Here is a 14240-nt window from a genome sequence, read left to right as displayed (position 1 = left end):
AAATGACGACCACATCTGCCTTCCCCGCGCTCGACGGCGTGCTGTTCTTCCCGGTCACGCCCTTCACCGCCGGCGACCGCGTGGACATTCCCGCCCTCAAGCAACATGTCGACGAGCGTGTCGCCGCTGGGCCTGGAGGAGTCTTCATCGGTTGTGGGACTGGTGAGTTCCACGCACTGAGCGCCGGAGAGTACGCCGACGTGGTGCGCGCAGGCGTCGAGGCGACCGCCGGTCGGGTGCCGGTTCTCGCAGGGGTCGGCGGGCCGCTCGGGCACGCTCGCGAGTGCGTCGCAGCGGCGGTGAGCGCCGGCGTCGACGGTCTCCTTGTGATGCCTCCCTACCTGGTGCGAGGGCCACAAGACGGCGTCGCGTCGTACATCGAGGCCATTGCGGCGTCGACCGACCTGCCCATCATCGCCTACCACCGCGGTTCGGCGCAGCTCACGCTCCCCACCGTCGAGCGGCTTCTCGATCTGCCGACGCTGATGGGCATCAAAGATGGCGTGGGAGACGTCGCCCTTGCACAGCAGTTCGTCCGGGCTGCCCGCACCCACGGGCGGTCCGACGTGCAGTTCTTCAATGGGCTGCTCACCGCGGAGGCCAGCCAGAGCGCATACCGTGCGATCGGCATCCCGCTGTACTCGTCGGCCGTGTTCGCCATGGCGCCGGAGATCGCTCTGGCCTTTTACTCGGCGTACGAGGCCGGCGACGAAGTTCGCCAGGACCAGTTCCTCGATGAGTTCTTCACTCCGCTGGTGCGACTGCGTGACACGACGCCCGGATTCGCGGTGTCGCTCATCAAGGCGGGCGTGCGGCTCGGCGGCCTCGAGGTCGGTGGCGTACGGCCTCCGCTCACGTCGCCCACCCACGCGCAGGTGGAAGTGCTTGCGGAACTCCTGTCGACCGGCCGGAGGATCGCCGCGTGAGGGAAGCAACGGGCGGCAGACTCGATGTCGCTGCCGCGGCAGCCGCGGCAGCGACCGCGGCCCAGCCGATGCGCGAGGCCACGGACCAGACACGCGGAACGTGGTTGGAGTCCATCGCGGAGTCGATCCAAGCTGCGGGTCCGGAGCTCATCGACCTCGCCATCGAAGAGACGCATCTCGCCCGCGGACGCCTCGAGGGCGAGCTGGCGAGGACTACGGCGCAGCTTCGGATGTTCGCAGCGGTCGTCCGGGAGGGAAGCTACCTCGAGGCGATCATCGATCACCTGAACCCGGATGCGACGCCGCCGGTCCCCGATCTGCGCAGAGTGCTGATCCCGATCGGCCCCGTGGCTGTGTATGCGGCATCGAACTTCCCGTTCGCCTTCTCCGTGGCAGGTGGAGACACCGCGTCGGCGCTCGCGGTCGGATGCCCGGTGATCGTGAAGGCGCATCCCGGTCACCCACTGACTTCCCGGCGAACGGCAGATGCGGTGCGCCACGGACTGAGCGCGGTCGGCGCTCCCGACGGCGTGTTCGGCATGGTCGAAGGATTCGACGCTGGTGTCGCCCTGGTGCAGCACCCTGCCATACGTGCCGCGGCGTTCACCGGCTCGATCCCTGGCGGTCGGGCGCTGGCGGATCTCGCCGCCGCCCGGCCGGATCCCATCCCCTTCCATGGAGAGCTCGGAAGCGTCAACCCCGTCGTCGTGACGGCCGCTGCGGACAGCGCGCGTGGAGACGAACTCGCGGCGGGCCTCGCACAGTCCTTCACGCTCGGGAGCGGTCAGTTCTGCACGAAACCCGGAATCGTCTTCGTTCCGAAGAATTCGAACCTCGAACGGGCGCTGCCCGAGTCGGTGCCCTCGCAGACGGCCCCGATGCTCACGCCGTCGATCGAGAAGGGATACGCGGCGGGACTGGGTCGCATCGCGAGCCACGACGACACTGAGGCCGTGGTGCCCCATCGTGGAGCGGACTCACCGTCGGTCTACGCGGTGGATGCGTCGACCTTCCTCGAAGATCGAGAGCTTTTCACCACGGAGGTCTTCGGACCCACGACCCTGCTCGTTCGATTCGACGACGAGAAGACGCTGCACGCAGCGCTCCAAGCGCTCGAAGGGTCGCTGACGAGCACACTCCACGCCGAGCCCGACGAGGACATCGCCCACCTGCTGGATGAGCTCATTCAGCGAAGCGGCCGCGTGTTGTTCCAGGGGTGGCCGACAGGAGTCGCCGTGTCGTGGGCACAGCACCACGGAGGCCCGTGGCCATCGACCACGTCCGCGTTCACGTCGGTGGGAGCGACCGCGACCCGCAGGTTCCAGCGACCCGTCGCATTCCAGGACGCACCGGCCGGACTGCTGCCGTCCGCTCTGCGCGATGAGAACCCGCTGGGAATTCCACAGCGGGTCGACGGCGTGCTTCGGCCGGCGCGCGCGACCACTGTGCGTGGCTGACATGCTCAAGGTTCTTGTTCCCGAAGGGGTCTGTTCGAGGCTCATCGCACCGTCGGGTTACGAATTGCGGCGCGTGTCCGGCCACGAGCCCATCCCGAGCGACGAGGAGGGTGCCGAGGCGCTCGTCACGTGGGGAAACTCCTCGGAGTGGCTGACAGATGCCGCGATGCGACTCCACCGACTTCGCTGGGTGCAGTCCCTCGGGTCGGGGACCGAGCAGGTCCTCGCCGCGGGGTTCGCACCCGACGTTGTGATCACGAACGGGGCGGGGCTGCACGATGCGCCCGTTGCTGAACATGCGCTTGCACTCATCCTTGCTGCCGCACGCAGGCTCGATCTGCTTCATGATGCGCAGCGCCGACGTGAATGGAGCGATCGCGGCGGGAGGCAGCCGGGGGACGAGGCATCCGCATTCTCGACGCTGCGCGGTCGCAGGGTCACCATCTGGGGATTCGGCGGAATCGGCCAGACCCTCGCCGCATACGTCAGCACCCTTGGGGCGACGGTCACCGGCGTGGCTCGCTCCGGCGGCGTACGTGCGGGATTCGAGGTCGTCGCCATGGACGGTGTCGATCGACTCCTGCCTGGCACAGATGTGCTCGTCCTGACGGCGCCGGGCGGCAGGGAGACTCGTCATATCCTTGACGCGGCGCGAATGCGGTTGCTTCCGCCTCACGCCTGGATCATCAATGTGGGCCGCGGGAGCTGCATCGATGAAGTCGCGCTGGTGGATGCCTTGCGTCGGGGCGCGATTGCCGGCGCGGCGCTGGATGTGACAGAGACAGAGCCGCTTCCGCATAGCTCGCCGCTATGGGACGCGCCGAACACGATCCTGACGCCCCATGCCGCGGGCGGTCGGCCCTTGGGATCCGAGCACCTGATCGCGCACAACGCGGCCGCGCTGCGAGGCGAAGTTCCTTGGCGCAACCGCGTCGGACGGTAACAGCCGCTCGGCGAATCGCCGCAGCGAACGTCGGCCACCGGAGGGCATCACTGCGAGGTTGCAGCCGCGCGCGCCGCACGAAGTGTGACGATCTCGAACGGTCTCAGCGTGAGCCGGATCTCCTGCCCGGGCGCCCAGCTCACGGGCCGTGGCGACGCGTCTTCCTCAAGCGCGCGCTCGAGCAGGTCGGTCCGGGTGACGATCCCCGTCTCGAATCCGAACGCCACGACCACATTCGATGCCCGCCCACCGAGCGCCTCGTACAGGCGCACGATGACGTCGCCCGATCGGTCTTCAGCGAGCTTCACCGCCTCGATGAAGACCTGCGGAGAATGGACGGCGACCAGCGCCGGCACCGCTGATCCGCCGACCACAGACCTCACCGGCAGATTCAGTCGATACCCGGAGTCTGCAGCATCCACCACGCTGGCCCCGACTCGTACCAACGTTCGGAGAATGTGGCGACCTTGGTCGGCGTGCGGATCCGGATAGACGGGACCTCGAACGAGCGACTCGCGGACGGTCGTCGTCGTCCCGCCGTCCCGACGGGTGGTCCGAGCGATGTCGTGGCCGTAAGTCGAGTCGTTCGCGACAGCCACGCCGAACCCGGGTTCCCCGACATGCACCCATCGGTGGGCGCACGTCTCATACCGTGCCCAGTCCCACGATGTGTTCTCATGCGTCGGCCGGTCGACGTGCCCGAACTGAATCTCACTGGACGCCCGATCCGCCTTGACATCGAAAGGGAATGCCAGCTTCAGCAGCTTCTGCTGTTCATGCCAGTCGACCTCTGACTCGATGGTCAGTTCCGACGAGCCATCCGTGGCCGTGAGCCGTGTAGTGATCGACGACTGGCCGAAGATTCGGTAGATGACGAGCGTGCCGTCGATCACCCTCACTGACTCGGGCGTCACGATGTCTGTGGCATTCCGCTGATAGGACCGGTCGATGTCCCACGCGTCATAGCGGTTGGGTGTGTCGCGGAACACTGTGTACAGGCATCCCCGGTCACCGGGGGCGATGGCGTCGCGCCCAGACGCGACATCAACGAGCGAGGTCAGGAGCCCGTCTCGATCGACGAATGCTCTGATCGCACCCGTATCGATCACCCAGCCGTCGCCTGTCTCCTCTGGCGCGATCAGCCCGGGCGCCGCGATCGCGGCCCCGGCGAGCGGGTCGACACCGAGTGCGGGCACGGGGGCGGCGTTGAACCGGATGACGGCGGTGGGGTCGTAGTCGGGACCGTCCTGCGCAAGTGCTTCGGTCGCGACCTGGATCATCGAGTCGAGTGACTCGATGACCGTCTTGTAGTTCTCTTCGGCGACTTCGTGGACCCACGCGATCGACGACCCCGGGAGGATGTCGTGGAACTGCTGGAGGAGAACGGTGTGCCAGATTTCCTCCAGCTTCTCGTATGGGTAGTCAGCGTCAAGCTGCACAGCGGCGGTCGTGGCCCACAACTCAGCCTCACGGAGCAGGTGCTCGCTGCGCCGATTGCCCTGCTTGCCCGCGAGCTGCGAGGTGTAGGTGCCGCGATGGAACTCAAGATACATCTCGCCTGACCAGACCGGAGGCTCGGGCAGTATCCGTTCGACCGCCTCGAAGAGCTGGGCGGGCGTGCCGAGCTGAACCCTGGGGCTACCGTCTAGATCTGCCGCCCGGTCGGCGAGGCCGAGCATCTCCCGCGTGGGACCGCCGCCGCCGTCGCCATACCCAAACAGGATCATGGAGCAATCGACGACGCCGCGCTCCTTGTTCTGTCGTTCGCCCAGGTGCAAGTCGGCTTGCGACATGTCGGAGTTGTACTTGTCGGAGGGGGGAAGGTGCGTGAGGATCCGAGTGCCGTCGATGCCCTCCCATTCGAACGACGTGTGCGGGATGATGTTGGTCTCGTTCCACGACGGCTTCTGGGTCAGAAACCATTTGAGGCCGGCGCCGCGAAGGATCTGCGGGAGAGCGGCTGAGTAGCCGAATGAATCCGGCAGCCAGCCTTCAACGGGGTCACTCCCGAGCTCCTCGATAAAGAATCGCTTGCCGGCGACGAACTGCCGGACGAGCGCCTCGCCACCGGGCATGTTGGTGTCGGACTCCACCCACATTCCGCCGACGGGAATCCACCTGCCTTCGGCGACGCGTTCACTGATCCGGGCGAACAGTTCCGGATAGTGATCCCGCATCCAGGCGTATTGCTGCGCTGACGAGCACGCGAATCGGAACCGCGGATCGTCGTCCATCAGGCTGAGCACGTTGGAGAAGGTGCGAGCGCACTTGCGTATCGTCTCGCGCACCGGCCACAGCCAGGCTGAATCGATGTGCGCGTGCCCCACAGCGATTGCGACGTGTGCTGATTCGGAAGTCCCATCGTTCAGCACATCTGCAAGGACCTTTCGAGTCGTTTCGGCGGTGCCGGGAACATCATCGGGATCGAGCGCATCCGCGGCACGGGAGAGACAGTGGAGAATTTCGGCCCCCCGGGTCGAGCGATCACCGAGTTCGTCCACGAGCGCCGTGAGCGTCGCCAGGTCGAGGTGCAGCGCCGCGACGATCTCGTCACGCTCCACCAATTCGAGTGCCGCGAGCCGATAGATGGGTTCTGTGCCCGCCGTGCGCGTGGAGCCGAGTGGAGTCGCCCGGTAATCGACCTTGGTGTGGATCAGCGGGTTCGCGGCCGCCTCGATCAACACATCGATTGCACCGCCCCCGCTCAACGGAATGTAGCGATTGCTTGGCTCTATCCCCTTGATGGTTCTTCCATCCGCCGTCCATGCCAGTCCCTCGGCGTGAAAGCCGATCTCGTTATCGACAAACCCCAGATCCACGAGGAGCTCCACGCTGGTGGCGGGTTCGGTACCCCAGCCGGCCGGGATCGCGCCGGTGACATGAAACCACGTCGTGCCCCACGGGCGGCCACCCCACGGCTCGCCGACCTCGAACGGAGCGAATGCCTGGTGCCGGGCGATGGCGAACGGCACCGGCTCGTCGGGAACGTGCCAAGCAGAGACGGTCACCGGCGCGCTCCGCCGATTCACGTTGGGCAACACCCGGTCCCTCATCATGCGCTGGATGCGGGCAAGGACGTAGGCGGCGTCGTCGTGCACTGCTGAGATTCTCCGATCTGGTCGACTGATCCGAAACCGCACGCGAATCGCGCCCGACGCTCGGTATGCGTCCTGCCGCAAGCTACACCGTGTACGATCGCTTTTCGAACCGTATCGACGATGTCGGCAGAATCGAGGATGACACATGAGCGAGGCAGCTCGGGTGCCCACGTCGAAAGATGTCGCGCGTCTTGCAGGTGTGTCGCAGAGCACGGTCTCTTATGTGATGACCGGCAAGCGTGCGATCTCCGAGAAGACCAGGCGGCTTGTTCTCGACGCCATGGATCAGCTGCTGTATGAGCCCAACGCCGGCGCCAGGGCCCTGAGGAGCCAGCGTACGAGCGTGATCGCGCTCATCGTTCCCTTCGACTCCGAGATGTCGGCGAGCGAACTTATGACCTTCATCAAAGAGATCGCGTACATCTCGCGGCAGAACGATTACGACGTTCTGCTGGTCACTTCTGACGAGGGTGCCGAGGGTTTTCGTCGAGTCTTCGCGCGGGCGCAATGCGACGCCGCGATCGTGCTCGAGGTGGCGAAGTCAGATAAGAGGGTGGAGCTCGCCCGCCAAGCACCCGTTCCCACCATCTTCATTGGCTTCCCCGACGATTCAGACGACCTCCATTGCATCGATATGGACTTCGAGACAGGCGCTGAGACGCTGGTGAACGAGCTGTGCGACGTCGGGTCGACCGAGATCGTCGCGCTCGGATGGGATCCGGTGCTCGCGGCACGCGACGTCAACTACATCCCCCGGTTCAGAGGGGCTGCCGAGAGCGCGGCGGCACGTCGGGGCGTGCCTCTGCGTTGGCTATCCGTGCCGCGAGAAGAGGGAGGCGTCGAAGAGTTCCTGGATGAAGTGCTCCGGGACGGTCGACGCCCGGGCCTCCTCGTCGCGAGCCAGGTGGCAAAGCTCGGTATCGCGCTCTTCCGCCGCGGAATCCGCGCCGGAACCGACATCGACGTCGTCGCACTCTCCAACCATGCCGACGCGGAGACGCAGCCCATCCCGCTCACTGCGGTGTCCACCCATCCTGGAGATGTATCGCGACAGGCGATGGACTGGCTGTTCGCCCTGCTGCGCTCACCGGAGGCCACAGCGCCCGGACGACGGGTCGTCGCCTCCGAGCTCGTTCGGCGCGAGTCCACACGGCACATCCCGCGCGACAACTAGAGCGCAGACCGAACGTCGTCGACGTTGGGAGTGCGCTCGGTTGGGCGCTCGGCTTGGGGTGCCCTCTTTCATGCGCACCTCCCAAAGTCGACCGGGAGCGAGAGTCCTTGACAGCGGGCGAAGGCGCGGTATCATCGATACGTATAGATTCGATACGAATCGACGCAGCAGAGTAGCTACGAAAGGACCCGACATGGCTCGACGCAGAACCGTGTGGACCGCAGGGACGGTCGCACTTGTTACGCCCCTTCTTCTGGCGGGGTGCGGCGCTGGCGCTGGGCAATCGACCGACGACTCGGCCGACACCCTCCGCATCCTCGACTCCCACACATCAGAGCCGAACGCCGGCATCTGGCGCGCGGCCATCGATGCGTGCGCCGAGCCGCTCGGCGTCGAGATCGAGCAGGAAGCCGTGCCGGGCGACACCCTGATCTCCAAGGTGCTGCAGCAAGCGTCATCGAAGACGCTTCCTGACGTGCTGATGCTCGACAACCCGGACCTCCAGGAGATCGCGGCAACCGGCGCACTGGCGCCGCTGAGCGATTTCGGTGTAGAGCCGGCCGGCATCAGCGACGGCATCCTCGCTGCCTCGACCTATGAGGGCGAGGTCTACGCACTGCAGCCTGTCACGAACACGCTCGCGCTGTTCTACAACAAGACGTTGTTCGCTGAGGCCGGCCTCGAACCGCCCACCACGTGGGATGAGCTCAAGGAGACAGCGCTGGCCTTCGCCGATGGTGATCGCTACGGACTCGCGATGTCCAACACGAACAGCTACGAGGGGACCTGGCAGTTCCTTCCGTTCATGTGGTCGAACGGCGGAGACGAGGCGGACATCGCCACACCCGAGACCGCAGCGGCCCTGCAGCTGCTGAAGGACCTCCAGGACAGCGGGGCGATGTCCAAGTCGACCGTCACCTGGGGGCAGGGTGATGCGGCCGACCAGTTCGCCGCGGGTAATGCGGCGATGATGGTCAACGGCCCCTGGAACTTCGGCAGCCTCGATCAGGTCGAGGGCCTGGACTACGGGATCGTCCCGATTCCCGTGCCGAGCGCGGGGGACACGCCGATCGGCCCGTTCGGTGGCGAAGTGTGGGCCGTTCCGCAGACGGGGAACGCCGAGAAGCAGCAGAAGGCTGCCGAACTCGTTGCGTGCCTCGCCTCCGACGAGCAGCAGGTCGCTCTCGCCACTGGGACCGGCACTGTGCCCACCAACCCGGATCTTGCTGACCAGGTTGTCGCCAGCAACCCGAAGCTCGAGATCTTCGCCGACATGGTCCCGAACCTGCGCGCTCGCACCGGCGAGCTGGGAACGGAGTGGCCGAAGGCTGCGACCAAGATCTATACAGCCGTCCAGAACACGCTCGTGCAGAACGTGGCGCCCGAAGCGGCGCTCGAGGCGGCGCAGAACGGCTGAGTCGTTCGCCCCCACAACGCCGCGAGGAAGAGGAATGATGCCAGAGACATCAGTCTCGGAGCGCACCGTCGCCCGGGACGGCTCGAACAGCGAGCCGTCCCGGCCCCGGCGGCGAGGTCGAAACCTGAGAACCCGACTCGTCCAGATCGGGTTCATCCTGCCCGCGGTGATCTACATGATCCTGTTCTTCGGGTACCCCGTGATCAAGAACTTCGTCATGGGGTTCCAGGAGTACACGGCAACCACGTTCTTCACCGGGGAAGCACCCTGGATCGGCTGGGCGAACTACCAGAACGTGATGTCCACCGAGCTCTTCGGCCGCGCCGCGTGGAACACCCTCATCTTCACCGTGGGATCCATAGCCGCCCAGTTCGCAATCGGACTGGCGATCGCGCTGTTCTTCAACCGCAAGTTCGTCCTCTCGGGGTTCCTGCGGTCGTTGCTTCTTCTTCCCTGGCTGATCCCTATGGTTGCGGGCGCGGCCGTGTGGCGGTGGATCCTCGACGCAGACAACGGTGTCCTCAACAGGCTGCTCTCCAGCATCCCCGGTGTGGAGCTCAGCCCTGAGTGGCTGACCGACCCGACACTGGCGCTCATCGCGGTCATCGGCGTGAACGTCTGGCTCGGAATCCCGTTCAACGCCACGATCCTCTACGGCGGTCTTCAAGAGATTCCGCAGGAGCTCTACGAAGCGGGCGCGCTCGATGGTGCCACCGGGTGGCGTGCATTCCGCCACATCACCTGGCCGATGCTGCGGCCTGTCGTCACGGTGACGCTGGTGCTCGGGGTGGTCTACACGGTCAAGGTCATCGACGTCATTCTCGGCGTGACCAACGGCGGGCCTGCCAACTCGACGCAGACGATCGCGACGCTCTCGTACGAGATGTCGTTCCGGCAGTTCGATTTCGGTGCTGGAGCTGCGCTCGGAAACATTCTCATCCTCATCTCACTGGTCTTCGCGGTCGTCTATCTCCGACTGAACCGGCGTGCGATCGATGACTGACACATCCCTCTCTGAACGAGGAGAGACCTCATGACATTGACATCGACCCTCATCATCCGTGAGGACAAGCCCCGATTTGGGTTCCGCACCAAGCGTCGCGGAGGCGCAGGCAAGCCGTTCGACGTCGTGCTCGGCGTCCTCATCATCGCGGTCATGCTGTTCCCGGTGTACTGGATGGTCAACGTCTCCCTCCAGCCCGCGGGCAACGCGGTCGAGACGCCGCTGATTCCGATCAATTTCACCCTGCGCGGGTACGGGACAGCTCTCGCTGAACAAGGCGACAACCTGGTTACGAGCTTGATCGTCAGCATCGGCACTGTGATCGTGAGCCTTGCGTTCGCCGCGCCGGCGGCCTACGCAATGGTGCACTTCGAGATCGGGCGGTGGGCTGATCTCATCCTCTTCGGAGTCCTCATCACCCAGATGGTGCCGGGCATCGTCGTTGCCAATGCGCTATACACCGCGTACGCGAACATCGGACTGCTGAACACCATCCCCGGTCTGATCCTCGCGAACGCATCCCACGGCATCCCGTTCTCGATCCTACTCATGCGGGCGTTCATGGGAAGCCTGCCTCCGTCGATCATTGAAGCCGCGTACGTCGATGGCGCCGGCCCGGTGCGGGCGTTCATCTCCATAGTGCTGCCGATGAGCAGGAACGTGCTGATCACCGCCGCGCTGTTCACCTTCCTATCGGCGTGGGGAGATTTCCTCTTCGCGCTGACCCTGACGACGACCGATCAGATCAGACCCATCACGCTCGGCCTCTACAACTACATCGGCGAGTTCGTTGCGGATTGGTCGCCCGTGATGGCTACGGCCGTGCTGTCCTCGCTCCCTGCGATCGTGTTGTTGGTGATTGCCCAGAAGTACGTCGCCGCGGGGATAAGCGGCGGATCCGTGAAGTCCTGAGCCTCCATCCCTCCAAGAGAAAGCCAACAAATTGAACGATCGCAAGATCCTCGTCACCGTGTGGGGCGAGAACCGCCACGAACAACTCGAGCCGCCGGTAGCTGCCCGCTATCCCGATGGGATCCACGGTGCGATCGCGCAGGGTATTGCGCACAACCTTGGCGAGCGCGTCGACGTGCGCACGACGACTTTGGACGAACCGGAGCACGGTCTGACCGAGGAGCTCCTGCGATCAACGGACGTTCTCGTGTGGTGGGGCCACGAAGCCCACGGAGAGGTCTCGGACGAGATCGTCGAGCGGGTCCACGATCACGTCCTCGCCGGGATGGGACTCATCGTGCTCCACTCGGGGCATTGGTCGAAGATCTTCCAGAGGCTGATGGGCACGTCTTGCACGCTGCGCTGGCGCGCCGAGAATGATCGCGAGCTGTTGTGGACGGTCGATCCGACGCATCCGATCGCGCAGGGTGTTCCGCATCCGATGATCATCGACCGTGAAGAGATGTACGGCGAATTCTTCGACATCCCCACCCCGGACGAGATCATCTTCCTCTCGACCTTCTCGGGTGGAGAGGTCTTCCGGTCAGGCCTGACCTTCCGGCGCGGCCACGGCAAGATCTTCTACTTCCGCCCTGGCGACCAGGACTACCCGACCTACTTCCATGAGGGTGTCCGCAAGGTCATCGCGAACGGAGTCGAGTGGGCGGTTACTCGTCGCCCGGAACGCACGGCTCCCGTGCTGCTCCGGTACGAGACCGGTGACTTCTACAACGGTCTGGACTATGCAGGCCCGTTGGCCGACAGGCCTGTCGACGTCGTCGGTACTCCGTCGGCCTGACGCCCGCCGCCCGCCGCAGACACGATTGATGGGATTCTCTGTGCTGACTCACCCCGTTGCGCCACGTCGTGACGATCCTGCTAGCGACTCTCTGCGACTGATCCAGGTCGGCGCGGGGGGGATGGGACGGACGTGGCTGTCCGCGATTGAGGCGAACCCGGATGTCGAACTGGTCGGCTTGGTGGATCTCAACACCGCGACTGCGCAAGCCGCGGCATCCGCGTCCGGCCTCGACGGCCTTCCCATCGCCGGGTCCTTGGCGGGACTCCTCGCGGAGGGCGTATCCGCGGACGCCGTGGTGAACGTGACGGTGCCTCGCGCACACCATTCCGTGAACACCGCCGCGCTGTCGGCGGGACTCCCGGTGCTCTGCGAGAAGCCGCTGTCAGAGTCGATTGCCGAGTGCCTCTCGATGGTGGCGGCCGCGGAGCAAGCGTCATCCCTGCTGATGGTGTCGCAGTCGCGTCGCTACTGGCGCGCGGTGACCGCGTTGCGCGGGCAGTTGTCGCTGCTTGGCGACGTATCGTCGGCGTCCTGCCGATTCTTCAAGGCACCGCGATTCGGGGGCTTCCGCGATGAGATGCCATACCCACTGCTGATCGACATGGCGATCCACCAGTTCGACCTTGCGCGGTACCTGATCGGTGCGGAGCCGACCGCCGTGTTCTGCCACTCCTACAACCCGTCATGGAGCTGGTACGCCGGCGACGCAGCCGCGTCTGCGATCTTCGAATTCGGCGAGAACGCGACGTTCACCTTCGACGGTTCATGGTGCGCGCCGGGCCAGGAGACGTCATGGAACGGCGACTGGCGGTTCAGCGCGGCCGAAGGCAGCGCATCGTGGGATGGCGACTCGGCTCCGACAGCTGAGAACGCCGTCGGACAGGCGCTTCCCGCCGACCTGCGCGATGAGCCGGAGGAGGTGGCAGGGTCGCTCGCAGAGTTCGTGGCGACTCTGAGGCAGCGAGAGTCGGGTGCAGCGGGGACCCCGAACGGGGAGGCGCACACGAACGTGATGAGCGTCGCGATGGTCGAGGCGGCGGTCACCTCCGCTCGGACCGGCCGCCAGGTCCTGCTGGCCGATGTCATCGAAGCGGGTTACCGGGGTGCCCTCGAATCTGAGCAGGACCCCGGGATTCGGGATGTCCTCGCTTCGTGGTCGTCGGTGCTCGACCGAGTCGGGTTGACGGGTTGACGCGGGTGCCTCTGAGGCTCAGATCGAGAAAGTAGTGGTGCGGAAATGACATTGCGTGTGGCGATGGTCGGGCACGGGTTCATGGGCGCCGCGCACTCGGTGGGGTGGCGGCAGGCGCCGCGCGTGTTCTCGCTGCCGGAAGACGTCGAGATGGCCGTTCTCGTCGGCCGCAATGCGGAGGCGGTGGCGGATGCTGCGGCCCAGTGGGGCTGGGCGGAGTCGGCGACCGATTGGCGCGAGGTGATCGAACGCTCCGACATCGACGTCGTCGACATCGTGACGCCCGGCGACTCGCACGCCGAGATCGCCATCGCGGCGCTGGAGGCCGGCAAGCACGTGCTGTGCGAGAAGCCGTTGGCGAACACGGTCGAGGAGGCCGAGGCGATGGCCGAGGCTGCCGCCCGCGCCGCCGCGCGTGGCGTGCGGTCCATGGTGGGGTTCACCTACCGCCGCGTCCCGGCGGTGACGTTCCTGCGGGACCTGATCGCGCAGGGCGCGGTCGGCAAGATCGCGCACGTGCGCGCGGCGTATCGGCAGGACTGGCTCGTCGACCCGGAGATGCCGCTGGCCTGGCGGCTGCAGAAGGAGCACGCCGGCTCGGGTGCGCTGGGCGACATCGGTGCGCACATCATCGACATGACGCAGTTCGTGACGGGGCTGGACGTGACCGCGGTCTCGGGCGTGCTCGACACCATCGTGAAGCAGCGTCCGCTGCAGGGATCCGGCTCCGGACTCTCCGGCACCGCGGCCGAGGGGTACGGCGAGGTCACCGTCGACGACGTCGCGATCTTCACCGGTCGCCTGTCCACCGGCGCCCTGGTGTCGTTCGAGGCGACGCGCTTCGCCACCGGCCGCAAGAACGACCTCTCGATCGAGGTATCCGGTTCCACCGGCGCGCTGCGCTTCGACCTCGAGGATCTCAACACGCTGTGGTTCTACGACCGCACGGCGCCCGAGGCCACGCAGGGCTTCACGCGGATCCTCGTCACCGAGGCGCAGCATCCGTACGTCGCCTCATGGTGGCCGGCCGGTCACATGCTCGGCTACGAGCACGGGTTCAGCCACCAGGTCGTGGACCTCGTGACCGCGATCAGCGAGGGCACCGACCCGCACCCGTCCTTCGCCGAAGGGCTGTCGGTGCAGCGCGTGCTGGCCGCTGTGGAGGAGAGCTCGCAGAGCGACTCCGGCTGGGTGCGCGTCGGTGCGCCGGTCGCGGCCGAGACGACCACGGGGTGACCCGCTGCCACCGGCGCATCGCCGGATAGGTTCGTAACAAC

11 protein-coding genes are annotated in these 14240 nt (G+C 65.9%); 10 read left to right on the top strand and 1 reads right to left on the bottom strand.

Annotated elements, in window-relative coordinates:
• The first annotated feature begins 2 nt into the window (after positions 1–2).
• From Q9R33_RS20245 to Q9R33_RS20235, 3 genes are read left to right on the top strand one after another with little or no spacing between them, the layout of a single operon-like run.
• On the top strand, positions 3–926 hold the full coding sequence (locus tag Q9R33_RS20245; protein ID WP_311294923.1) for a 5-dehydro-4-deoxyglucarate dehydratase: 924 nt from the start codon (positions 3–5) through the stop codon (positions 924–926).
• The gene (locus Q9R33_RS20240; protein ID WP_311294922.1) at positions 923–2383 is read left to right on the top strand and encodes an aldehyde dehydrogenase (NADP(+)); all 1461 of its coding nucleotides are present in this window, start codon (positions 923–925) and stop codon (positions 2381–2383) included. The genes Q9R33_RS20245 and Q9R33_RS20240 overlap by 4 nt, the downstream gene beginning before the upstream one ends.
• A 1-nt stretch (position 2384) precedes the next feature.
• Positions 2385–3326: an NAD(P)-dependent oxidoreductase gene (locus Q9R33_RS20235; RefSeq protein ID WP_311294937.1), complete on the top strand. Its 942-nt coding sequence runs from the start codon at positions 2385–2387 to the stop codon at positions 3324–3326.
• Positions 3327–3373: 47 nt separating this feature from the next.
• On the opposite strand, the gene Q9R33_RS20230 is transcribed toward Q9R33_RS20235, so the two are convergent.
• Positions 3374–6424, bottom strand: coding sequence for a glycoside hydrolase family 38 C-terminal domain-containing protein (locus tag Q9R33_RS20230; RefSeq protein WP_311294921.1), 3051 nt, complete (start codon positions 6422–6424; stop codon positions 3374–3376).
• A 145-nt stretch (positions 6425–6569) separates the two neighbouring features.
• Here Q9R33_RS20230 and Q9R33_RS20225 point away from each other — a divergent pair, with 145 nt between their 5' ends.
• The 7 genes from Q9R33_RS20225 to Q9R33_RS20195 all read left to right on the top strand — a co-directional run bounded on the left by Q9R33_RS20225 (position 6570) and on the right by Q9R33_RS20195 (position 14199).
• Entirely contained in the window at positions 6570–7598 is a 1029-nt protein-coding gene (locus Q9R33_RS20225) for a LacI family DNA-binding transcriptional regulator (RefSeq protein WP_311294920.1), read from the top strand.
• A gap of 193 nt (positions 7599–7791) precedes the next feature.
• A complete protein-coding gene (locus Q9R33_RS20220; RefSeq protein ID WP_311294936.1) occupies positions 7792–9015 on the top strand; it encodes an extracellular solute-binding protein in 1224 nt (407 codons plus the stop codon).
• Positions 9016–9052: 37 nt separating this feature from the next.
• Positions 9053–10018: a sugar ABC transporter permease gene (locus Q9R33_RS20215; protein WP_311294919.1), complete on the top strand. Its 966-nt coding sequence runs from the start codon at positions 9053–9055 to the stop codon at positions 10016–10018.
• A gap of 36 nt (positions 10019–10054) precedes the next feature.
• Complete coding sequence (locus tag Q9R33_RS20210; protein WP_396654141.1) at positions 10055–10930, top strand: carbohydrate ABC transporter permease; 876 nt, start codon at positions 10055–10057, stop codon at positions 10928–10930.
• Between the two features lie 31 nt (positions 10931–10961).
• A complete protein-coding gene (locus Q9R33_RS20205) occupies positions 10962–11768 on the top strand; it encodes a ThuA domain-containing protein (RefSeq protein WP_311294918.1) in 807 nt (268 codons plus the stop codon).
• Positions 11769–11796: 28 nt separating this feature from the next.
• Positions 11797–12963, top strand: a complete 1167-nt coding sequence (locus Q9R33_RS20200; protein WP_311294917.1) for a Gfo/Idh/MocA family oxidoreductase — start codon at positions 11797–11799, stop codon at positions 12961–12963.
• Positions 12964–13008: 45 nt separating this feature from the next.
• Positions 13009–14199: a Gfo/Idh/MocA family oxidoreductase gene (locus Q9R33_RS20195; RefSeq protein ID WP_311294916.1), complete on the top strand. Its 1191-nt coding sequence runs from the start codon at positions 13009–13011 to the stop codon at positions 14197–14199.
• Positions 14200–14240: the final 41 nt, after the last annotated feature.

It is taken from the genome of Microbacterium sp. PRC9, from assembly GCF_031844125.1.
Lineage (GTDB): Bacteria > Actinomycetota > Actinomycetes > Actinomycetales > Microbacteriaceae > Microbacterium.
This window is presented reverse-complemented; position numbering and strand designations above follow the sequence as displayed.